The sequence below is a fragment of the Caballeronia mineralivorans PML1(12) genome, assembly GCF_001028175.1.
Classification (GTDB): domain Bacteria; phylum Pseudomonadota; class Gammaproteobacteria; order Burkholderiales; family Burkholderiaceae; genus Caballeronia; species Caballeronia mineralivorans.
In genome coordinates, this window is record NZ_AEJF01000175.1 from 51,156 (window position 1) to 72,354 (window position 21,199).

Here is a 21,199-nt window from a genome sequence, read left to right on the forward strand (position 1 = left end):
GGGCGGTCGCGCGCCAAGCGTCGGCCGCATCGCTTCGACGCTTCTGACTTGATAGCCCCAACTCACGCGAGATACGCCATGAAAATCGCCATTGCCGGCGCATCGGGCCGCATGGGCCGCATGCTGATTGAAACCGTTCTCAAGGACCCCAACGCCACGCTGGCCGGCGCGCTCGGCAGAACCGGATCGCCGCAGCTCGGCCAGGACGCAGGCGCGTTCCTCGGACAAGAGACGGGCGTTATTCTGACGGACGATATCGAACGTGTATTCGCCAACGCCGACGTGCTGATCGACTTCACGCGTCCCGAAGGCACGCTCGTGCATCTGGAAGCCGCGTTGCGGCATAACGTGAAGATGGTCATCGGCACGACGGGTTTCGACGATGACCAGAAAGCCCAATTACGCGCTGCCGGCGATCGAATCGGCATCGTGTTCGCACCGAACATGAGCGTTGGCGTGAATGTAACGCTCAAGCTGCTTGAGTTCGCGGCGCGGCATTTCGCCGAAGGCTACGACATCGAAATCATCGAAGCACATCACCGGCACAAGGTCGACGCGCCGTCAGGCACCGCGCTTGCAATGGGTGAAACCATCGCTCATGCGCTTGGTCGTGAACTGAAGGATTGCGCCGTGTATGGCCGCGAAGGTGTCACGGGCGAACGTGATCCGTCGACTATCGGGTTTGCGGCAATTCGCGGCGGTGACATCGTCGGCGATCACACGGTGTTGTTCGCGGGCATCGGCGAGCGGATCGAGATCACGCACAAATCGGCCAACCGGCTGTCCTATGCACAGGGCTCGTTGCGCGCCGCCCACTTTCTCGCGGGCCGCGAGCGCGGTTTGTTCGACATGCAGGACGTGCTCGGTTTGCGCTGAGCCGCTCACCCCGAGGTCTTTGTCCGATGGCTACAACCGGCATCATCCATTATCTGCAAAGCAGCGACGGCATCACGCATGGCGTCGCGGGCGTGCTTCTGGCCATGTCGGTGGCGAGCTGGTGTTTTCTGATCGTGAAGGCGTGGGTGCTGGTGCGCGCGAAGCGTCAGGGACCGCGCGCCGTGCAGCGGTTCTGGCAGGCGCCGACGCTCGCCGAGGGCATCGCGGAGTTGCGCAAAGCCGATAAGGAGCGCGTGTACCTGCCGCTTGCGATCGCCGCGTGGCGGGCGTCAGAGGCGGAAATGCCCGGTGCGCTGATCGCGCATGTGGAGCCCGGCGAGCGCGTGTTGCGCGCGCTGCGGCATGCGTTGCTGGCATCGCAAAGGCGGCTTGAGTTCGGGCAGGTTTTGCTGGCGTCGGTGGGCAGTACGGCACCGTTCGTCGGTTTGCTCGGCACCGTGTGGGGCATTTATCACGCGCTGGGCAGCATCGCGGCGAGCGGGCAGGCGATGATCGAGAATGTGGCGGGTCCGGTTGGCGAGGCGCTGATCATGACGGCGTTCGGACTGGTCGTCGCGATCCCGGCAGTGCTTGCGTACAACGTGCTGGGGCGGCTGGTGCGGCAGATATCTGAAGAACTCGACGGCTTTGCGCACGACCTGCACGCGTACACGAGCGGCGTGGCGCCGCGCCGCGTCAAGAGCACACCGGTTCAAGACCGCGTGGTTTAAGGCACCGACCCTTCAATACCACGCACCGGGCGAGCACATCATGGCATTCGGCGGACTGGACAAGAAATCGAACGGCGCTCCCATGGCGGAGATCAACATGACGCCGTTGATCGACGTCATGCTGGTGTTGCTGGTGATTTTCATCATCACGGCGCCGTTGTTCACGCATGCTATCCGGCTGGATTTGCCGAAGGTGGCGTCGCAAGTCGTGCGCGAGACGCCGGAGACCATCACGCTTTCCATCGACGATACCGGCAAGCTCTACTGGAACGACAAGCCGATTACGCTCGAGCAGATGCGTGCGCAGTTCGCGGCTGAAGGTAAGCGTGCAGCACCGCCGGAGATTCACCTGAGGGCGTCGCGTGCGACGCGTTACGAGGTGATCGCGCAAGTCATGGGCGCGGCGCAGAGCGCAGGGCTGGACAAGATTGGCTTCGTGACGGATCAGGTGAAGCCGGCGCGGTAGAAAAGCCTGCGGCCCCGCGTGGCAATCGCCGCCGCTTCAAGGCACCCAGCGTCGCCCCGCGGTCACAGCCGGTATAATCGCGTTTTGCCCGGCTGACACGTCCACCGGGCCCAAAACCTCTATACGCGATCATGAGCGCCAGGTCCGGCGAACGCTGAACGCCCGCACTAGCCGAAGAAAGCCAAAAACCACCATGCAAGATAAATACGTACCCGCCGACGTCGAATCCGCAGCGCAAGGCGACTGGCGCGCGAAAGATGTCTACCGGTCGACCGAAACCAGCGACAAGCCCAAGTTCTACTGCGTGTCCATGCTGCCGTACCCGTCGGGCAAGCTGCACATGGGCCACGTGCGCAACTACACCATCAACGACGTGATGTACCGTTTCCTGCGCATGAACGGCCACAACGTGCTGATGCCCATGGGCTGGGACGCGTTCGGCATGCCCGCGGAAAACGCCGCGATGGCGAACAACGTGCCGCCGGCGAAGTGGACGTACGACAACATCGACTACATGAAGAAGCAGATGCAGTCGATGGGGCTGGCTATCGACTGGTCGCGAGAAATTGCGTCGTGCAAACCCGAGTACTACAAATGGAACCAGTGGCTGTTCCTGAAGATGCTGGAAAAGGGCATCGTCTATAAGAAGACCGGGACGGTGAACTGGGACCCGGAAGACCAGACCGTGCTCGCCAACGAGCAGGTGATCGACGGGCGTGGCTGGCGCTCGGGCGCGCTGGTGGAAAAGCGCGAGATCCCGATGTACTACATGCGCATCACGGATTACGCGGACCAACTGCTCGGCGACCTGGACGGCCTCGGCTGGCCCGAGCGCGTGAAGGTGATGCAGCAGAACTGGATCGGCAAGAGCTTTGGCGTGAATTTCGGTTTCCCCTACGAGATCGACGGCGAAAGCAAGCTGCTGCGCGTGTTCACTACGCGCGCCGACACCATCATGGGCGTGACCTTCGCCGCCGTTGCCGCTGAGCATCCGCTGGCAACGCGTCTTGCTCGCGATAACGCGGGCCTGCAGGCGTTTATCGAAGAATGCAAACGCGGCGGTGTGGCTGAAGCCGATGTCGCGACAATGGAAAAAAAGGGCATGCCCACGGGCTTCTTCGTCACGCATCCGCTGACGCAGGAGAAGGTCGAAGTCTGGGTCGGCAACTACGTGCTGATGAGCTACGGCGAAGGCGCGGTGATGGGCGTGCCGTCCCACGACGAACGCGACTTCGCGTTCGCGAAGAAATACGCGCTGCCGATCAAGCAAGTGGTCGCGATGCAAGGCAGGACTTACAGCACCGACGCGTGGGAAGAGTGGTACGCAGAAAAGGGCACGGGCACGCTGATCAACAGCGGCAAGTATGATGGCCTCGGCTTCGAAGAGGCGATCAATGCGATCGCCGCGGACCTGAAAGCGAAGAATCTGGGCGACAAGCAAGTCACCTGGCGTCTGCGCGACTGGGGCATTTCCCGCCAGCGCTATTGGGGCACCCCGATTCCGATCATCCACTGTGCTACGTGCGGCGACGTGCCGGTGCCGGAAGCGGATTTGCCGGTCGTGTTGCCGGAAGACCTCGTGCCGGACGGCACGGGCAACCCGCTCGCCAAATCCGAAGCCTTCGTCAATTGCACGTGCCCGAAGTGCGGCGCGCCGGCAAAGCGTGAAACGGACACCATGGACACGTTCGTCGATTCGTCCTGGTATTTCTCGCGTTACGCCGCGCCAGACGCGACGACGATGGTCGACGAGCGCACCGATTACTGGATGCCGATGGATCAGTACATCGGCGGGATCGAGCACGCGATTCTTCACCTGCTGTACTCGCGTTTCTGGACCAAGGTGATGCGCGATCTGGGCTTGGTGAAGTTCGGCGAACCGGCGAAGAACCTGCTCACGCAGGGCATGGTGCTGAACGAAACCTACTTCCGCGAAGACGCGGCGGGCAAGAAGACCTGGATCAATCCCGCCGACGTAACCGTCTCGCATGACGACAAAGGCCGGCCGGTCGGCGCGGTGCTGAACGCCGACGGCCAGCCGGTGGTGATCGGCGGCGTGGAGAAGATGTCGAAGTCGAAGAACAACGGCGTGGATCCGCAATCGCTGATCGATGCCTACGGTGCGGATACCGCTCGTCTGTTCGTGATGTTCGCGGCTCCCCCCGAGCAGTCGCTCGAATGGTCGGGCACGGGCGTCGAAGGTGCGAGCCGCTTCTTGCGTCGCGTATGGCAACTCGCGCATGGTCGTGCCGGTGTGCTTAAAACACACGCAAAGCTCGATACATCGAAGCTGAACGATTCCGACCGCACGCTGCGCCGCGAGATCTACAGCATCCTGAAGCAAGCCGATTTCGACTACGGCCGCTTGCAGTACAACACGGTCGTTTCGGCAGCCATGAAGATGCTGAACGCCGTGGACAGCGCGAAAGACGCAACGCCGGCCGTTCTTAACGAAACCTTCGGCGTATTGCTACGTGTCCTGTATCCGGTCGTGCCGCACATCACGTTCCAGCTGTGGCAGGAACTCGGTTACGCGGATCTGCATGGCAGTTTGCTCGACGCAGCCTGGCCGAAGGTGGACGAAGCCGCGCTCGAGCAGGCTGAAATTGAACTCGTGCTCCAGGTCAACGGCAAGGTGCGCGGAGCGCTCACCATGGCGAAGGATGCGTCGCGCGAGGACATCGAAAAGGCGGCGGTTGCGCACGAGATGTTCGAGAAATTCTCGGAAGGGCGCGCGCCGAAGAAGGTCGTCGTGGTGCCGGGCCGACTGGTGAACGTGGTCGTATGAGCCGGAGATCGCGCGCGGTGAAAATCCTGGAGGACGTTGTGAGCAGGAAAGCTGTCAGCCCAAGTTCGACCGATACGAAGACGAAGCGCACGATCAGCCGGCGCTCGATCCTGGCGCTTGCGTGCGGAGCGTTGTTGCTATCCGCGTGCGGTTTCCAGTTGCGTGGTCAGCAGGACTACGCGTTCAAGCGCCTGGCGATTGCGGGCGGCACGCCGGAAATGCTCGGACGACTGCAGCGTGTGGTGGAAGGCGGCAGCGACACCGTGATCGTCAAGGCAACCGAAAAGCCCGACGCTATCCTCACGCTCACCGGTGGCAACGGCATGAAGACCTTGAGTCTGAATGCACAAGGCGTCGTGCAGGAATACGAACTTGACTACAACCTGAATTACTCGATGGCGGGCGCTGACGGAACGGTGCTCATCCCGCCGAGCGTGATTTCGCTGAACCGGGCGCTCACGTATAGCGACCAGTTCACGCTGGCGAAAGGTATCGAAGCGCAGACGCTGTACCGTGACATGCAGTTCGACGCTGTGGACCAGTTGACGCGCCGGCTTGCCGTCGTGCGTTCGCTGCATCCGACGCCGAGCGAAGCTTTGCCGGGCATCGCGCCGCGTGCGCCGTTGCCGGTGCCGCCACTTTAAGCCGGGCGCTCGAAGCCATGCAGTTGAAGCTCGACGCGCTCGACGCGCACCTCGCGAAAGGGCTGAAAGGCCTGTACGTCGTCTACGGCGACGAGCATCTGCTCGCGCAGGAAGCGTGCGACAAGATTCGCGCGAGCGCACGGGCGCAGGGGTTCACGGACCGCTCGGTGTTTGTCGTCGATCGTTATTTCGACTGGAGTTCGCTGCTGGGCGCGAGCCAGTCGATGTCGCTCTTCGGCGATCGCCAACTGGTCGAGTTGCGCATTCCCACCGGCAAGCCCGGCAAGGAAGGCGGTGAAGCACTGAAAACTCTCGCTGCCTCCGATAACCCCGACACCCTCACGCTCATCACCTTGCCACGGCTCGACGCCGCCACGCAGAAGTCCGCGTGGTTCACGGCGCTGAGCGGTCCGGGCGTGATGATGAAGATCGATCCGGTTGAACGCGGGCAGTTGCCGATGTGGATCGGCCAGCGCCTGAGCTTGCAAAACCAGCGGGTAGCGCCGGGCGAGGACGGACGGCGGGCACTGGTGTTTATCGCGGAACGGGTGGAGGGTAATCTGCTCGCCGCACATCAGGAAATCCTGAAGCTGGGTTTGCTGTATCCGGCGGGTGTGCTCACGTTCGAACAGATTCACGACGCTGTGCTAAACGTCGCACGTTACGACGTATTCAAGCTGAACGAAGCCATGCTCACCGGCGATGTCGGCCGCCTGACGCGCATGCTCGACGGCCTGAAGGGCGAAGGCGAAGCCGGCACGCTCGTGATCTGGGCGCTCGTGGAAGAAATACGCACGCTGCTGCGGATGAAACGCGGCGTGGCTGCCGGTAAGCCGCTCGCCACGCTGCTGCGCGAAAACCGCGTTTGGGGGCCACGCGAACGGTTGATCGGGCCCGCGCTCACGCGAGTGAGCGAAGCGGCGCTGGAAAAAGCGTTGTCGCTGGCGGCGAAGCTGGATCGGCAAGTCAAAGGCTTGTCAGGCGGCACTGGCCCGCGAGGCAGCGCGAACCCGGGCGATCCGCCGCCTGATCCGTGGGACGGCATGTTCGAACTCGCAATGACCGTCGCGTCGTCGGGTAGTCCGCTGCAACGCAGCGTGCCAGCCGCGCCAACGGCAAAGCGCCCAGCCTGACATCAGCATAAAATCGGGCTAATCGCCGTCTTTTCGCGCTTTTAGCGTACCGAGAAGAAGACCGCCGAATACCTAAGCGTCGACCAATACCCAAGAGAATGACGATGAACGACATCGACGAATACATGACCGAACTCGGCCGCCGTGCGCGCCGGGCTTCGCGCGCGATGGCGCGTGCATCGACGGCGGCGAAGAACGCCGCGCTCGGAGCCGTAGCGGACGCGATCGAACGCGAACGCGCCGCACTGAAGGAAGCGAACGCGCGAGATCTCGCCCGCGCTCGCGACAAAGGCCACGACGCTGCGTTTATCGATCGCCTGACGCTTTCCGAGAAAGCGCTCGGCACCATGGTCGAAGGCTTGCGGCAAGTCGCCGCGCTGCCGGATCCGATCGGTGAAATCAGCGGGTTGAAATTTCGGCCCAGTGGCATTCAGGTCGGCCAGATGCGCGTGCCGCTTGGCGTGATCGGGATCATTTATGAATCGCGGCCGAATGTGACTATCGATGCTGCTGCTTTGTGCCTCAAGTCGGGCAATGCCACCATTCTGCGTGGCGGGTCCGAGGCGCTGGAATGCAATACGGCGCTGGCGCGGCTGATCGGCGAGGCCCTTGAAGAGACTGGCTTGCCGCAGGACGCGGTGCAAGTCGTCGCGACGGCGGATCGCGCGGCGGTGGGCAAGCTGATCACCATGACCGAGTACGTCGACGTGATCGTGCCGCGCGGCGGCAAGAGCCTGATCGCACGCTTGATGGCCGAAGCACGCGTGCCCATGATCAAGCACCTGGACGGCATCTGCCATGTGTATGTGGATGACCGCGCAGATTTGAAGAAGGCGCTCAACGTCTGCGATAACGCCAAAACGCATCGGTACGGTACCTGCAACACGATGGAAACACTGCTCGTGGCGCGCGCAATCGCGGCTGAGGCATTGCCCATGCTGGCGAATACGTTCCGGGAAAGAGAGGTTGAGCTGCGCGTGGATGCAGCCAGTCGCGCCGTGTTGAACGAAGCACGCTTCGACGGCCCGCTGATCGACGCCACCGAAGCGGACTGGAGCACGGAGTATCTCGCGCCCATTCTCTCGATCAAGCTGGTGGACGATCTGGACGAAGCTATCGATCACATCAACACCTACAGCTCGCATCACACCGACGCCATCGTCACCGAAGACCACGACCGCGCCATGCGGTTCCTGCGCGAAGTGGATTCGGCGAGCGTGATGGTCAATGCATCCACGCGTTTCGCCGATGGCTTCGAGTTCGGGCTAGGAGCGGAAATCGGCATCTCGAACGACAAGCTCCATGCACGTGGACCGGTTGGCCTGGACGGTTTGACATCGCTGAAATACGTCGTGCTCGGTCACGGCGAAATACGCCAATAAGCGAGACCGCCATTCCAATGCTCTGGATCAAATCGCTGCATATTGTATTGGTCGCGTCGTGGTTCGCGGGCTTGTTCTACTTGCCGCGCATCTTCGTTAATCTCGCGATGGAAACCGAGCTCGCAGCTACGGCTCGTTTGCTGATCATGGCGCGCAAGCTGTTCCGCTTCATGACGTTCATTGCGGTGCCGGCGCTCGCGTGTGGGCTGTGGCTGCTGCTGGTGGTGGGTATCGGGCAGGGACAGGGCTGGATGCACGCCAAGCTGGGCATTGTGGCGCTGATCATTCTGTACCACGCTTATTGCGGCGTTCTTCTGCGCCGCTTTCAGCGCGGCGAGAACACACGCTCTGATAAGTGGTACCGAATGTTTAACGAGCTGCCGGTGCTTGGGCTGCTTGGCGCGACGCTTTTGGTGGTGATCAAGCCGTTTTAAGCATCAAGCGTGTTGCAGTAAAAGAAACGCCGGCGAAAGTGCCGGCGTTTTGTTTTTGGACGGTCTCTCATGTCAATCTGCCGTCCTGTGTGGTCTGTGCTGCGAGCGAGAGTGTCGCGGGTCAGTCATCGTGCTGGTGCCTATCCCAGTTCTCACTCACTCACTTGCTCGAGCGATGATCTGTTTCACCAGCTCAGCCGAAGTCTCCACAATCGCATATTCATCCTGCCCCGGACCGCCCATCTTGACGCGTTCATTGCGATAGCGCATGCCGCTGGCAAAGGGCGCGCGTCCAGAGGTGTGATATTCGACGCAACCGGTTTCATCGATCAATTGCGCAATATTGTTGAGCCGCACGCCCGCGCCGGGCATGACGACGAGCCTCTCCCCGGCGGCTTCACGCAGTTTGCCAATCAGTGCGGCGCCTTCCAGCGCACTGGCTTCCTGGCCTGAGGTGAGAAGGCGGTTGCATCCCGTGGCGATGACGTCTTCCAGCGCCCTGAACGGATCGCGCGCTACGTCGAACGCGCGGTGGAAGGTGACCGGCAAAGGCGCGGCCAGTTCAACCAGACGTTGGGTACGCGGCACGTCGATATCGCCGTCGGCGGTGAGCAGTCCGATCACCACGCCGTCCACGCCGAGCGTTTGGCAGGCGAGTATGTCGCGCTCCATGACTTCGAATTCGAGATCCGAGTACAGGAAGTCGCCGCCGCGCGGGCGGATGATCACGTTCAACTGTATGCGCAACTTGTTTCGCGCACAGGCGATGGCGCCGTATGACGGCGTAGTCCCGCCTTCCAGCAGGTTGTCGCAAAATTCGACGCGCTCAGCGCCGCCTTCCTGCGCCGCCAGGCACGAAGTAACAGAACCGGCACAGATCTCCAGCAGAATAGGTGGCTTGGACATGGAGCATTTCGCTGGTTAAGACCTAGCCTCGCAGCTTAAAGCACGCGTGGCCGGATTGGTTGCTGCACGTATCGGTAACGGTGGCGTTCTGCGGGATGGATGCGTCTCCGCCGTTCCCGCACTTCGTACGAGTGGTAAGTTAGTTCCGCGAGGCGCCTCGATCCGCAAGGGTCGAGGTTCCAAACGGGTTAGCCTTCGCAGGCTGATGTAAATGTTTTAGTTTTAAGTTTCATTGAAAAGCGGGTTCTTCTTCGGAGGAATCCGCTTTTTTTATTGGCAGTCGCGTTCCGCGTGGATCTAGTTTTTCACGCGACGCCTGTCCAGCACGTCCTTCGCCTCCGCCAGCCTTTCCGCAAACTCCGGCCCGCGCGCCAGCGCTACGCCCACCGCCAGAATGTCGCCTATCGCCAGATGCGATACGCGCGATGTCATCGGCGAAAAAATGTCCGTGTCCTCATCTACGTTCGCAAACAAACCCACGCTCGCCATGCGCGCCAGCGGCGAATTGCCGTGCGTGATTGCAATGACCTTGGCCCCGCCGTCCAGCGCCGATTTCACGGCGTCCAGGATGTCGCGTGTGCGTCCCGTATTCGATATCGCTACGACCACATCGCCCGCGCCCAGCAACGCCGCTGACGTGGTGTACGTGTGCGGGTCCGAGTACGCCACGCTCGGCACGCCCAGCTTGAAGAACTTGTGCTGCACATCGAGCGCTGCGATGCCCGAACCGCCCGCACCGTAGAACTCGATACGCCGCGCATCGGCGAGCAACGCAATCGCCGCGGCCACGCTGTCCGACGACAAGCTGTTCCGTACCTGCAGCAGCGCACCAATCGTCCGGTCCAATACCTTCGCCGCCACGCCGGCCGCGGGTTCATCGGCGCGCACATCGCGGTATACAGCCGGCGCGGGAACATCGGACGCAATGCTCTGCGCCAGCCGGATCTTGAACTCGCGAAATCCCGAAAATCCCAGCGCCCGGCAAAACCGCGCGATGGTCGGCTGACTCACGCCGGCACGCGCCGCGAAGTCGGTCATCGCGAGATCCAGCACCTCGCGCGGCGCCTCGATGACGTAATCAGCCAGCTTGCGCTCGGAGGGGCGCAACTGCTCGCGCATTGCTTCAACTTGAGACAGCAACATCGGGAATCTCGCCTATGCTGGAAATGCGTGGACTATAGCCGATTGGCGAAAATGTACAAAAACTACAAGAATAATAGCCATCCGGAACGCTTCGATAAAAATTACTTATACCTATCCCAAGCCGTAACATAAGACATCTAGCGAAACTAAGGGTTTTCCAGATGGAAGTCGTGTAGTTTTTCTACTAGAATTCTATTCGCGACACGGGAACGTCTCAAAAACAAAACCGCCCGTTCCCCGCGACCGTTCAACCCCGGCGTCAACCGCCCGCTCGCCACCCGAGGCGAAGGAGTTTCGATGGTTTCCCCGCATTCGCATCTGAAAAAAGTCACCCAGCGCGTGATCGAGCGCAGCAAGCCGACGCGCGCGGCCTATCTGGCGCGCATCGACGGCGCCCAGGGTCATTTTCCTGCGCGCGGCGCGCTGTCGTGCGCGAACCTTGCGCACGGTTTCGCCGGCCTGGAAGGTCAGGAAAAAATCGCGATCAAGGCGGTCCGCGAGCCGAACATCGGCATCGTTTCGTCTTATAACGAGATGCTCTCGGCCCACGCGCCGTTCAAGAATTACCCCGACATCATCAAGCACGCCGCGCGCGAAGCGGGCGGCGTTGCGCAATTCGCGGGCGGCGTGCCGGCCATGTGCGACGGTGTCACGCAAGGCAACGCGGGCATGGAGTTGTCGCTGTTTTCGCGCGAAGTGATCGCCATGAGCACGGCGGTCGCGCTGACGCACAACATGTTCGATGCCGCGCTGTGTCTCGGCATATGCGACAAGATCGTGCCGGGCTTGCTGATTGGCGCGTTGCAATTCGGTCATCTGCCGACCATTTTCGTACCGGCCGGCCCGATGACAAGCGGCCTCACCAACGACGACAAAGCCAAGGTCCGCCAGCAATTCGCCACCGGTGCGTGTGACCGCGACGCGCTGCTCGAAGCCGAAGCCGCCGCATACCACGGCCACGGCACGTGCACCTTCTACGGCACGGCAAACAGTAATCAGATGCTGATGGAAGTAATGGGCCTGCATCTCCCCGGTTCGGCGTTCATCCATCCGCACACGCCGCTAAGAGATGCGCTCACGGCCGAAGCCGCGAAGCGCGTGCTTGCGTTGACCGTGGAGCGCGGCCATTACACGCCGGTCGGCCATGTCGTGGATGAAAAGGCGATCGTGAACGGCATCGTTGCATTGCTCGCGACGGGCGGGTCCACCAATCACACGCTGCATCTGGTGGCGATTGCGCGGGCGGCGGGCATTGTGATCGACTGGAACGACTTCGATGAACTCTCGCAAGCCGTGCCGCTCACCGCGCGCATCTATCCGAACGGCAAGGCCGATGTGAACCATTTCCACGCGGCGGGCGGCGTTGCGTATCTGGTGCGCGATTTACTGGAAGCGGGGTTGCTGCACGAAGACGTGAAAACCGTCGCCGGCGAGGGCCTGAAACACTACACCCGCGAACCGAAACTGATCGATGGAAAGCTCCAATGGGTCGACGGTTCCCACACCAGCCACGACACGAAAGTCCTGCGCAGCCACAAAGAACCGTTCGCACCCGATGGCGGTTTGCGCCTGATGCAAGGCAAACTCGGCCGCGGCGTGATCAAGATATCGGCGGTGGCGCAAGAGCATCGGCATGTGAAAGCGCCGGCTATCGTGTTTGAGTCGCAAGAGGAAGTGCAGGAAGCCTTCGATAACGGCGAGCTCAAGCGCGATTTCGTCGCGATCGTGCGGTTCCAGGGCGCGCGGGCGAACGGCATGCCGGAGTTGCACCGGTTGACGCCGCTTCTTGGCGTGTTGCAGGATCAGGGCTTCCATGTCGCGCTGGTGACAGACGGGCGCATGTCGGGCGCGTCGGGCAAGGTGCCCGCGGTGATCCACATTTCGCCGGAAGCATTGCTACATGGGCCGATTGGCAAGGTGCGTACGGGCGACACGATTGTCATCGATGCGAACAAGGGCGTGCTCGACGTCGAGATGGACGAGAAGCAGTGGGCCGCGCGCGAGGTCGAGCAGCCGAAGCATCAGGCGGGTAATGAAGTCGGATTCGGGCGTGAGCTGTTCGGCGTGTTCCGCAGTGCGGCAATGCCGGCGGAACTGGGTGCGTCGGTATTCGGTCCGATGGTCGGCGAAGCCAGCTAAGCGTTACGAAAGCCACGACAACACAAACAGGAGCAGCAAATGAAAACGGTAAGTGAAATCGTGCGTCTGGGCCCGGTGATTCCGGTCCTCGCATTCGATTCGGTCGAACAAGGCGAAAACGTCTCGCGTGCGCTGCATGCGGGCGGCGTCAAGGTGCTCGAGATCACGCTGCGCACGGCCGCGGGGCTTGCGGCTATCGAGCGGGCGAGCCAGCTTGCGGACGATATTGTCGTGGGTGTGGGCACGATCACCAAACCCGAACATTGTGCGCAGGCGAAGAAGGCGGGCGCGCAATTCGGCGTATCGCCGGGTTTGACGAAGGAGATTCACCAGGCGTCGCTGGATGCGGGTCTGCCCTTGCTGCCCGGCGTGATGACACCGACCGACATCATCCAGGCGATGGAATTCGGCTATGAAATCGTGAAGCTTTTCCCGGCGCAGCAAGCTGGCGGTGTGTCGATGCTGCAAGCGCTCAACGGCCCGTTTCCCGGCCTGAAGTTCTGCCCGACGGGCGGCATCACCGCCGAAACCGCGCCGAATTTCCTGGCGCTGCCGAATGTGGTGTGTGTCGGTGGCTCGTGGCTGACGCCGAAAGCGGCGCTCGCCGCGCAAAACTGGGCAGAAGTGACGCGTCTTGCGCGTGCGGCCAGCGAATTGGCGCCGCACAAGCAATAAGCCGCACCGTAGCAAAACAGCAAAAAACAAAAGCCTCTGCGACGCGCCGACCAGCGCGACGCAGAGGCTTTTTCACAATAGGGAATACTCGCTGCACAGGTTTCGGGCGCTGCAAGTAAAATTCCGTGTCAATCACTCGCCGGCTGCGTGTGCGCTTGGCCGGACGCCTGAATCAACTGATTACATATCAAGCGACGGCAAACGCACCCGCAGGCTAAAAAAACGTCAACAACTGAAGGGAGGCGCTTCATGGACCCAGTCCACGGCAGCATGCTGCTGGTGTACGCGGTTATCGCCATTGCGTTGCTGATCTTGCTGATCACGCGCTACAAGGTTTACCCGTTTCTCGTCCTGATCATCGTTTCATTGCTGCTGGGGCTGGCCGTCGGCATGCCGATGGACAAGATCGTCAAGGCGTTCGAAACCGGCAACGGCAACACGCTCGGTCATATAGCGATCGTGGTCGGGCTGGGCACCATGCTCGGCAAGATGATGGCCGAATCGGGCGGGGCGGAACGCATTGCGAATACGCTGATAGCCTGGTTTGGCGAGAAACACATTCACTGGGCCATGATGTTCGTTGCGATCATCGTTGGCTTGCCGGTGTTTTTTGAAGTCGGTTTCGTGCTGCTGATTCCGATTGCGTTCAACGTCGCGAAACGCACTAAGAAGTCGCTGCTGCTGATCGGCTTGCCAATGGTGGCCGGACTCTCGGTCGTGCACGGATTGATTCCGCCGCACCCGGCCGCGCTGCTCGCTGTGCAGGCGTATCACGCGGACATCGGCCGCACGATCATGTACGGGTTGATCGTGGGCGTGCCGACAGCCATTGTTGCCGGTCCGCTGTTCGCGTTGCTGATCCACAAATACATCAAGTTGCCGGAGAACAATCCGCTGGCGGCGCAATTCACTGAATCGCATAAGGAAGGTCCGACACGCGAGTTGCCGGGCTTCGGGATCACGCTGTTCAGCATCCTGCTGCCGGTGATCCTGATGCTGATCGGCAGTTGGGCCGATCTGTTCACCGCGCCGAAATCGCTTGCCAATAACTTGTTGCACTTTGTTGGCAACTCGGACGTGGCGTTGCTGACCGCGGTGTTGTTCAGCTTCTGGAGTTTCGGGGCATCGCGTGGTTTCGATCGTGCGCAGATCCAGAAGTTCTGCGGCGAATGCCTCGCGCCTATCGCGGGGATCACGCTGATCGTGGGCGCGGGCGGCGGCTTCGGCAACGTGCTGCGTGAGAGCGGTATTTCGCAGGAATTGGTGAACACGGCATCGGCTGCGCATTTATCGCCGTTGCTACTCGGCTGGTTCGTGGCCGCGCTCATTCGCCTCGCGACCGGTTCGGCGACCGTGGCCATGACCACCGCGTGCGGGATCGTCGCGCCGATCGCAGCAGCGGCCGGTAGTAGCGTGAGTCCCGAGCTTCTGGTGTTAGCAACCGGCTCCGGTTCGCTGATCTTCTCGCACGTGAACGACGGCGGTTTCTGGCTGATCAAGGAGTATTTCGGGATGACCGTGGGGCAGACGTTCAAGACCTGGTCGTTGTGCGAAACGATAATTTCGGTGATGGGTTTAGGTTTGACTTTCGCGCTTGCGACGGTCGTGTAAGGAGATTTCGATGATATTAATTGCGATGGGTGTATCGGGTTGTGGCAAGACCACGATAGGTGAAATGCTGGCCGAGCGGCTGCATTGCGATTTCGCCGATGCCGACAGTTTCCACAGTCAGGCGAACAAGGAGAAGATGCACAATGGCATTCCGTTGACCGACGAAGACAGGTGGCCGTGGCTGAACGCGATCCGTGCGTCGATTGTGGAAAAGCAGGCGAGTGGCACGGTGCATGTGTACGCGTGCTCGGCGCTGAAACGTGTGTATCGCGACATTCTGCGCGATGGCGACAAGGACGTGACCTTTGTCTATTTAAAGGGAACGCCGGAATTGTTGAGGGAGCGGATCAAGACGCGCAAAGGCCATTTCTTCGATCCCGCGCTGCTGCAAAGCCAGTTGGATACGCTGGAGCCGCCCGGTCCGGATGAAGCGATTGAAGTGGATATCGCGTTGTCGCCGGAGGAGATTGTGGACAAAGTGTTGCAGGAAGTGAAAGCACGTTAATCGCGTTAGTTGGCGAGAAACACAAAGCCGTTACGGGAGTGATCCTGTAACGGTTTTTTTTCGCGTGCGTTTTCCTGAGCGTACGGCGACCGGTTGAGAAACGGCGACCAAGGGCGGCGAAACCAGCACAGCCTCAAGAACTGAGTGCCTTGATCCCTCCATGTCAACCGGTGTAAGTCACAGGCGTGCAAAGACCAGTGAAATTATTTCGCAATGCAAATTGGTAAATAAACCACTTCAGCATTCTGCGCAGACCGTTTCAGCGTTCTGCTGGACCGGTTCCGTGCCGTTGTATATCGTCGATCCCTCAAAAATTGTCTTGAAATAGCTGTTGTTCGTTGGCCTTATCGAGATGGTCGCCGATGAGGTTTTTTATCCAATCGCACAATTTTGCCGCGTCGCTCGGCTCTTTTCGGATCTTTCCTGTATGCGCGCTCACGCTCGATAGTCAGACTCGCAAATCGCGTGTTGGAAACTTGCCGTCATTGCATTTATCCGATTCGTTAACCGGGGTTTGGCTGTTTGATGCTTATCCGCACAGCTCAGCTTTACGCCCCTTTGATCTCTCAGCAACAAGGTTCAAGACATGGCGCTCCAAACTAAAAATCCCATTCAGGCCGTCATTTCGTCTGTAGGCGCGGCGGCAAACGGTGGCACGGCAAACAGCACCAAACCGGTGATCACCGGCACCGGCGACGCTGGTAATGCGAACAACGTGAAGCTGTCATTGATCGACGTGCTGAACCTGGGCGAAGCCGACCTGTTCCAGAAGGACGGCAAGCAGCAGATGATGGTGACGGGTTCGGACGGCGATACGATGGACTTGTCGAACACGCATATTGCTGGCGTGGCGGATGGCCAGTGGGAGCAGCACGGCACCACGCAAGTAGGCGATGTCACGTATAACGTGTACGAGCATTCGAGCGCGAATGTCGAATTGCTGATTGAGCCGGTTATACGAATCGACATGCGTTGAGCGACTCAACGTCTTCACTGGCAACAATCACAAAGGCCGTTCGTGAATTTAGTCCCGAACGGCCTTTGTGTTGCGCTTAGCGCCTCGTGCTGCGCATGGATTATTGAATCCGCTGCGCCAGTTCTACCGCTTTACCCACATACGATCCCGGCGTCATGGCCAGGAGGAGTTGTTTGGCGTCGTCCGGAATGGCGAGTCCATTGATAAAAGTCTGCAAGCCTTCGCGCGTGATGCCTTTGCCGCGCGTCAATTCCTTTAACTGCTCGTACGGGTTTTCGACGCCATACCGGCGCATGACGGTTTGAATCGGTTCGGCAAGCACTTCCCAGCAATTATCCAGATCTTCATTCAACCGCGCCGCATTCACTTCGAGCTTATCGAGTCCGCGAATCAGCGAATCGTACGACAGCAGCGAATAACCAAACGCCACGCCGATATTGCGCAGCACGGTGGAATCCGTCAGGTCTCGTTGCCAGCGCGAGATGGGGAGTTTATCGGCGAGATGGCGCAGCGTTGCATTCGCCAGCCCGAGATTGCCTTCCGAGTTTTCAAAGTCGATGGGATTGACCTTATGCGGCATAGTCGATGACCCGATCTCGCCCGCCTTCGTGCGCTGCTTGAAGTAACCGACGGAGATATAACCCCACACATCGCGATCCAGATCGAGCAGGATCGTGTTGGCACGCGCGATGGCATCGAAGAGCTCTGCCATGTAATCGTGCGGTTCAATCTGGATGGTGTACGGATTGAACGTGAGATTCAGCCGCTCTTCCACGACTGTTTTCGAGAAAGTTTCCCAATCGAATTCCGGATACGCCGACAGATGCGCGTTGAAGTTACCCACGGCGCCATTCATCTTGCCGAGCAGCGGCACTTCCGCGATCCGTTCAATAGCGCGCTTCAACCGCGCCGCCACGTTCGCCAGTTCCTTGCCGAGCGTGGTCGGGCTGGCGGGCTGGCCGTGCGTGCGCGAGAGCATGGGTTGGGCGGCGTGCGCGTGTGCGAGCTTGACGAGGCGTTCGTGGACCGAGCGCAGCGCCGGGAGCAGCACGTGTTCGCGTGCGCCGGCGAGCATCATGCCGTGCGAGGTGTTGTTGATATCTTCCGACGTGCACGCAAAGTGGATGAATTCGCTGGCGCGTTCGAGTTCCGGCTGGCCTTTGACGGATTCCTTGAGCCAGTATTCGACCGCTTTGACGTCGTGGTTCGTGACCTTTTCGATGTCCTTGATGCGCGCGGCGTCGTGAGCGGTGAAGCGTTCGGCCAGTTGCAGGAGGAACGCTTCGGACGCAGCGGAGAATGTCGGGACTTCGTCGAAACCGGCTTGCGACAGGGCGATGAGCCAATGAATCTCGACCTTCACGCGATGTTTCATGAACGCGTATTCCGATAGCCACTCGCGCAGCGCTTCGGTTTTGGCGGCGTAGCGGCCATCGAGCGGCGAAAGCGCGGTGAGGGCGAAAAGGGTTTCGGAGGAGGTATCGGACATGGTGGCAGCCGCGCAGTGAGACGAAAGGAGAAGCGGATTTTACCATTTGACCAGCGGTTGGCTGGCGGGCGCGCGGATCGAGCAAATCGAGCGCTATCTGGAAGAATGAGGTGCGTCATAGGCTGCGTTTATCAGTGTGACCTGCACCGGTTGCCTGGTTATACAAAAATTTGTATAATTCACATCATCATCGATGCAAAACCAATAAAGTTCTGCGGAAGCTCCTTGGATGACTTACGCGAGTTTCCACTGTTGGCACGGCGTGACGCCGGCCATCAACTCGATCAAGTTCAGCGCGGACGGGAACCCGACGACTGGAAGCCAATGAACACGGTCGGCCAAGGGGTGCGGGAGATTCGGATTCGGGACACAAGTGGCGCGTTCCGGATTGTTTACTTGGCGAAGTTAGCCGATGCGGTTTATGTGCTTCATTGTTTCCAGAAAAAGACTCAGAGGACCAGCAAGGCAGATCTCGATTTAGCCACCAAGCGCTACCGTGAATTGAAAGAGGTGAAGCGATGAGTAACCAAACATTCTTGAGCGTGTGGGACGCCATAGAGGACACGCCGGAACAAGCCGAAAACATGAAGCTTCGGTCGGTATTGATGATGGCGATCAAGGACCATATCGTTCGTACTGAAATGAGCCAGGCACAGGCCGCAAAGCGTTTCGGCGTCACCCAGCCGCGCGTGTCCGACCTTATGCGCGGCAAGATCAATCTGTTCGCGCTTGACGCATTGGTAAATATGGCGGCGGCGGCGAACATGCGTATCGAGATGCGCGTATTGGCAGCGCCTGTTAAACGCAGTGCTGGCACCACGAGCGTCAAGACGGCGGCAGGCAAGAAGCAGACAGCAAAGGCTAAAAAGCCGACGGCGGTGGACAAGTCGGCAACAAAGGCCCCCGCGCGGCGCAGTAAGGGTGGAGTCGCAGCGGCGGTCCATGCGCGCTAGTCGAAAGGCCCATTGCGCTCATCAGTTGGGTAGGATCCCGGCCCTGTTTGATGGAGCGATTCTGCGCACTGGGGCGGCGAGTGCGAACGACATCAGGGGTTTCGGTAGTCGTGTCCATCAGCGCTTCGCTACCTTGGCCGACCGGGAGCTGGCGCTCCCGGATCGGGCCGAACGGCCGCGAGCAGCCAGATTGCGAGAATGATTATTCCGGATACGGATTTCGCATCGGATTAATGCGTTCTCACTTGCCCCGCAGCACTTGATCCAGCTCTTCCAACTGCTTCGGCGTTCCAACATTCTCCCATCGCCCTTCAAACAACTCGCCCGTAGCACGCCCGGCCGCAATCGTCTCGCGGTAATACGGCGTCAGCGCGCGCCGCGTGGCGGGGGCGAGATCGCGGAACATGCGCGTATCGTATAAGCCGATATTGCCGAAGGTAAAACGTGGCGAGTCGTCGAGGGAAAGCATGCCTTGCTGATCGAGCGCGAAATCGCCGATGGAATGAAACGGCGGATTCGGCACCATGACCAGATGCATCGCGGGTTCGTCTTGCAGCGCCATCTTCGCGGCGCGCTCGTGCAGCCGTGCGTAGTCGAATTCGCAGAACACGTCGCCGCTCACCGCTGCGAAAACGGTGGCTTCGCCATGCTCTTCGAGCAGCGGCAACGCCTGCGCAATACCACCAGCCGTTTCCAGCGCATGAGTCTCGGCCGAATAGCGCAATTGAACGCGCCAGCGCGAGCCATCGCCGAGCTTGGATTGAAACATCTGTCCAAGCCACGCGTGATTAATGACAATCGTCTTGAAACCCGCGGCAGCCAGTCGTTCAATTTGCCAGACGATCAGCGGTTTCCCGCCAACTTTAAGCAAAGGCTTCGGGCATGAATCCGTCAGCGGACGCATGCGCTCGCCGCGCCCGGCGGCGAAGATCATCGCTGTGTTCAAGGCGCTCAAAACGTATAACCCACGTCCACCGCGCGCCCTTCCAGCGTATCGAGCAAGCGCGCAAAAGGCCGCAACGGCCGATATCGCTCGGAGACCTTACGCGCATAGCCAATAAACCGTGGCAGATCAGCGAGATAGACCGGCTTGCCATCGCGGTGATAAATCCGCGCAAACAGCCCGAGCACCTTGATGTGACGCTGCAATCCCATCCACTCGATCTGTCGGTAAAACTCGCCGAAGTCGGCATCCACGGGCAATCCGGCCTTGCGGGCGCCTTCCCAGTAGTAGACGAAGCAATCGAGTTCGAACGCTTCTTCCCAACTGATGAACGCATCCCGCAGCAACGAAGCGATGTCGTACGTCAACGGTCCGTACACCGCATCCTGAAAATCGAGTACACCGGGATTCGGCTCGCTGACCATCAGGTTGCGCGGCATGAAATCGCGCAGCATGAAGACTTGAGGCTGAGCCAACGCGCTTTGAGCGAGGACCGAAAACGTGTCATCCAGCACCTTACGTTCGGCAGCGTCCAGCGTATGACTCAAATGCCGCGCCACGAACCACTCGGGCATCAGTTCCATTTCGCGGCGCAGGAATGCTTCATCGAACAAAGGCAGCACGCCTTCGCGCGACGTGACCTGAAACTTGATCAACGTATCAATAGCCGAGCGCATCAACGGCCGGGCGTTCTTTTCATCGAGGACGGAAAGATACGTGGTCGTGCCAAGATCCGTCACCAGCATGAAGCCGGCATCGAAATCCGTTTCCAGAATCTGCGGCACATGCACGCCGGCATCACGCAGCAACCCGGCCACCTGCACGAACTCGCGGCACTTCTCGGGCGGCGGGGCGTCGACTGCGATCAGCGTCTTGCCAAGATCGCTGTCGGCGGCCAGCCGGAAATATCGCCGGAAACTGGCGTCGGCCGAAGCGGGGGCAAGCGTGGAAAGATCCAGCCGATACCGCTCAGCCAACGTTTGCAGCCAGTCATGAAGCTGGGTAAGGCGAAAATCCGGGGGATTGGGCGTCATAAACTCGAGGGGTGAAACGTCTTGCCATATAATACCCCACGACTTTTTTAAGCATTCCGTTTGCGCCCGGCGCGAAGCCTTTGGCAGGCCACAACGGCATCGTTGGCTTCCAAAGGGCACGACAGCCGCCCGTATCATCCATCGATCGATTCATTTTCGTTCGCAGCGAACCGACAACTCCGGTGGCGCGAGTTCCGGTGGCTGTGCCCGGGCGCTCTCGTCGAGCGCCGAGCGTGACGCGATTGAACAGCACTCAAACATGCCGCCACGACAGTTTTCCAAACCAGTTACATTGCGCGAAGCGCGGCCACGCAGGCGGCGGCTGTTCGCGGCACTGATCGCCGTGCCCGGCCTCATGCCGGCGCTCGCGC

At 60.3% G+C, this 21,199-nt stretch carries 19 protein-coding genes and 1 pseudogene; 15 read left to right on the forward strand and 5 right to left on the reverse strand.

Annotation, left to right across the window (positions count from 1 at the left end; all coding sequences use genetic code 11):
• The first annotated feature begins 78 nt into the window (after positions 1–78).
• From dapB to EOS_RS29675, 8 genes are all read left to right on the forward strand, one after another.
• Positions 79–876, forward strand: a complete 798-nt coding sequence (gene dapB, locus EOS_RS29640; RefSeq protein ID WP_047895759.1) for a 4-hydroxy-tetrahydrodipicolinate reductase — start codon at positions 79–81, stop codon at positions 874–876.
• Positions 877–902: 26 nt separating this feature from the next.
• Complete coding sequence (locus EOS_RS29645) at positions 903–1,607, forward strand: MotA/TolQ/ExbB proton channel family protein (protein WP_047895760.1); 705 nt, start codon at positions 903–905, stop codon at positions 1,605–1,607.
• Between the two features lie 40 nt (positions 1,608–1,647).
• Positions 1,648–2,073 carry an ExbD/TolR family protein gene (locus EOS_RS29650; protein ID WP_047895761.1) on the forward strand — a complete coding sequence of 142 codons (426 nt, stop codon included), beginning with the start codon at positions 1,648–1,650 and terminating at the stop codon, positions 2,071–2,073.
• Between the two features lie 193 nt (positions 2,074–2,266).
• Complete coding sequence (gene leuS, locus EOS_RS29655; RefSeq protein WP_047895762.1) at positions 2,267–4,861, forward strand: leucine--tRNA ligase; 2,595 nt, start codon at positions 2,267–2,269, stop codon at positions 4,859–4,861.
• Positions 4,862–4,953: 92 nt separating this feature from the next.
• Complete coding sequence (locus EOS_RS29660; protein ID WP_047895776.1) at positions 4,954–5,505, forward strand: LPS-assembly lipoprotein LptE; 552 nt, start codon at positions 4,954–4,956, stop codon at positions 5,503–5,505.
• Positions 5,506–5,522: 17 nt separating this feature from the next.
• The gene (gene holA / locus EOS_RS29665; protein ID WP_047895763.1) at positions 5,523–6,638 is read left to right on the forward strand and encodes a DNA polymerase III subunit delta; all 1,116 of its coding nucleotides are present in this window, start codon (positions 5,523–5,525) and stop codon (positions 6,636–6,638) included.
• A 104-nt stretch (positions 6,639–6,742) separates the two neighbouring features.
• On the forward strand, positions 6,743–8,020 hold the full coding sequence (locus EOS_RS29670; protein WP_047895777.1) for a glutamate-5-semialdehyde dehydrogenase: 1,278 nt from the start codon (positions 6,743–6,745) through the stop codon (positions 8,018–8,020).
• Between the two features lie 17 nt (positions 8,021–8,037).
• The gene (locus EOS_RS29675) at positions 8,038–8,454 is read left to right on the forward strand and encodes a CopD family protein (protein ID WP_047895764.1); all 417 of its coding nucleotides are present in this window, start codon (positions 8,038–8,040) and stop codon (positions 8,452–8,454) included.
• A gap of 156 nt (positions 8,455–8,610) precedes the next feature.
• Here the strand turns inward: EOS_RS29675 and EOS_RS29680 are convergent, their stop codons facing one another.
• Positions 8,611–9,360 carry a copper homeostasis protein CutC gene (locus EOS_RS29680; protein ID WP_047895765.1) on the reverse strand — a complete coding sequence of 250 codons (750 nt, stop codon included), beginning with the start codon at positions 9,358–9,360 and terminating at the stop codon, positions 8,611–8,613.
• A 297-nt stretch (positions 9,361–9,657) separates the two neighbouring features.
• Positions 9,658–10,503: a MurR/RpiR family transcriptional regulator gene (locus EOS_RS29685; RefSeq protein ID WP_047895766.1), complete on the reverse strand. Its 846-nt coding sequence runs from the start codon at positions 10,501–10,503 to the stop codon at positions 9,658–9,660.
• 297 nt (positions 10,504–10,800) lie between these two features.
• On the opposite strand from EOS_RS29685, the gene edd reads away from it, so the two are divergent.
• The 5 genes from edd to EOS_RS29710 all read left to right on the forward strand — a co-directional run bounded on the left by edd (position 10,801) and on the right by EOS_RS29710 (position 16,409).
• Entirely contained in the window at positions 10,801–12,642 is a 1,842-nt protein-coding gene (gene edd / locus EOS_RS29690; RefSeq protein ID WP_047895778.1) for a phosphogluconate dehydratase, read from the forward strand.
• A 39-nt stretch (positions 12,643–12,681) separates the two neighbouring features.
• Complete coding sequence (gene eda / locus EOS_RS29695; RefSeq protein ID WP_047895767.1) at positions 12,682–13,317, forward strand: bifunctional 4-hydroxy-2-oxoglutarate aldolase/2-dehydro-3-deoxy-phosphogluconate aldolase; 636 nt, start codon at positions 12,682–12,684, stop codon at positions 13,315–13,317.
• A 249-nt stretch (positions 13,318–13,566) separates the two neighbouring features.
• A complete protein-coding gene (locus EOS_RS29700) occupies positions 13,567–14,928 on the forward strand; it encodes a GntP family permease (RefSeq protein ID WP_047895768.1) in 1,362 nt (453 codons plus the stop codon).
• Between the two features lie 10 nt (positions 14,929–14,938).
• The gene (locus tag EOS_RS29705; protein ID WP_047895769.1) at positions 14,939–15,433 is read left to right on the forward strand and encodes a gluconokinase; all 495 of its coding nucleotides are present in this window, start codon (positions 14,939–14,941) and stop codon (positions 15,431–15,433) included.
• A 586-nt stretch (positions 15,434–16,019) separates the two neighbouring features.
• Complete coding sequence (locus tag EOS_RS29710) at positions 16,020–16,409, forward strand: hypothetical protein (RefSeq protein WP_053064080.1); 390 nt, start codon at positions 16,020–16,022, stop codon at positions 16,407–16,409.
• Positions 16,410–16,509: 100 nt separating this feature from the next.
• Here EOS_RS29710 and purB read toward each other — a convergent pair whose 3' ends face one another.
• Positions 16,510–17,898 (reverse strand): adenylosuccinate lyase, encoded by a 1,389-nt coding sequence (gene purB / locus EOS_RS29715; RefSeq protein ID WP_047895770.1) that lies wholly within the window; start codon positions 17,896–17,898, stop codon positions 16,510–16,512.
• A 225-nt stretch (positions 17,899–18,123) separates the two neighbouring features.
• Here purB and EOS_RS29720 point away from each other — a divergent pair, with 225 nt between their 5' ends.
• Positions 18,124–18,420, forward strand: coding sequence for a type II toxin-antitoxin system RelE/ParE family toxin (locus EOS_RS29720; protein ID WP_407639192.1), 297 nt, complete (start codon positions 18,124–18,126; stop codon positions 18,418–18,420).
• A pseudogene (locus EOS_RS48345) lies at positions 18,417–18,686 on the forward strand (helix-turn-helix domain-containing protein); the annotation flags it as partial. The gene EOS_RS29720 and the pseudogene EOS_RS48345, both read left to right, overlap by 4 nt.
• Positions 18,687–19,092: 406 nt before the next feature.
• Here EOS_RS48345 and murU read toward each other — a convergent pair.
• Both murU and EOS_RS29735 read right to left on the reverse strand, forming a co-directional pair.
• The gene (gene murU / locus EOS_RS29730) at positions 19,093–19,785 is read right to left on the reverse strand and encodes an N-acetylmuramate alpha-1-phosphate uridylyltransferase MurU (protein ID WP_047895771.1); all 693 of its coding nucleotides are present in this window, start codon (positions 19,783–19,785) and stop codon (positions 19,093–19,095) included.
• Between the two features lie 17 nt (positions 19,786–19,802).
• On the reverse strand, positions 19,803–20,828 hold the full coding sequence (locus EOS_RS29735; RefSeq protein WP_047895772.1) for an aminoglycoside phosphotransferase family protein: 1,026 nt from the start codon (positions 20,826–20,828) through the stop codon (positions 19,803–19,805).
• Positions 20,829–21,199: the final 371 nt, after the last annotated feature.

Coding starts and splice junctions, on each gene's coding strand:
- dapB (WP_047895759.1), top strand. CDS start 79: ATGAAAATCGCCATTGCCGGCGCATCGGGCCGCATGGGCCGCATGCTG.
- EOS_RS29645 (WP_047895760.1), top strand. CDS start 903: ATGGCTACAACCGGCATCATCCATTATCTGCAAAGCAGCGACGGCATC.
- EOS_RS29650 (WP_047895761.1), top strand. CDS start 1,648: ATGGCATTCGGCGGACTGGACAAGAAATCGAACGGCGCTCCCATGGCG.
- leuS (WP_047895762.1), top strand. CDS start 2,267: ATGCAAGATAAATACGTACCCGCCGACGTCGAATCCGCAGCGCAAGGC.
- holA (WP_047895763.1), top strand. CDS start 5,523: ATGCAGTTGAAGCTCGACGCGCTCGACGCGCACCTCGCGAAAGGGCTG.
- EOS_RS29670 (WP_047895777.1), top strand. CDS start 6,743: ATGAACGACATCGACGAATACATGACCGAACTCGGCCGCCGTGCGCGC.
- EOS_RS29675 (WP_047895764.1), top strand. CDS start 8,038: ATGCTCTGGATCAAATCGCTGCATATTGTATTGGTCGCGTCGTGGTTC.
- EOS_RS29680 (WP_047895765.1), bottom strand. CDS start 9,360: ATGTCCAAGCCACCTATTCTGCTGGAGATCTGTGCCGGTTCTGTTACT.
- EOS_RS29685 (WP_047895766.1), bottom strand. CDS start 10,503: ATGTTGCTGTCTCAAGTTGAAGCAATGCGCGAGCAGTTGCGCCCCTCC.
- edd (WP_047895778.1), top strand. CDS start 10,801: ATGGTTTCCCCGCATTCGCATCTGAAAAAAGTCACCCAGCGCGTGATC.
- eda (WP_047895767.1), top strand. CDS start 12,682: ATGAAAACGGTAAGTGAAATCGTGCGTCTGGGCCCGGTGATTCCGGTC.
- EOS_RS29700 (WP_047895768.1), top strand. CDS start 13,567: ATGGACCCAGTCCACGGCAGCATGCTGCTGGTGTACGCGGTTATCGCC.
- EOS_RS29705 (WP_047895769.1), top strand. CDS start 14,939: ATGATATTAATTGCGATGGGTGTATCGGGTTGTGGCAAGACCACGATA.
- EOS_RS29710 (WP_053064080.1), top strand. CDS start 16,020: ATGGCGCTCCAAACTAAAAATCCCATTCAGGCCGTCATTTCGTCTGTA.
- purB (WP_047895770.1), bottom strand. CDS start 17,898: ATGTCCGATACCTCCTCCGAAACCCTTTTCGCCCTCACCGCGCTTTCG.
- murU (WP_047895771.1), bottom strand. CDS start 19,785: ATGATCTTCGCCGCCGGGCGCGGCGAGCGCATGCGTCCGCTGACGGAT.
- EOS_RS29735 (WP_047895772.1), bottom strand. CDS start 20,828: ATGACGCCCAATCCCCCGGATTTTCGCCTTACCCAGCTTCATGACTGG.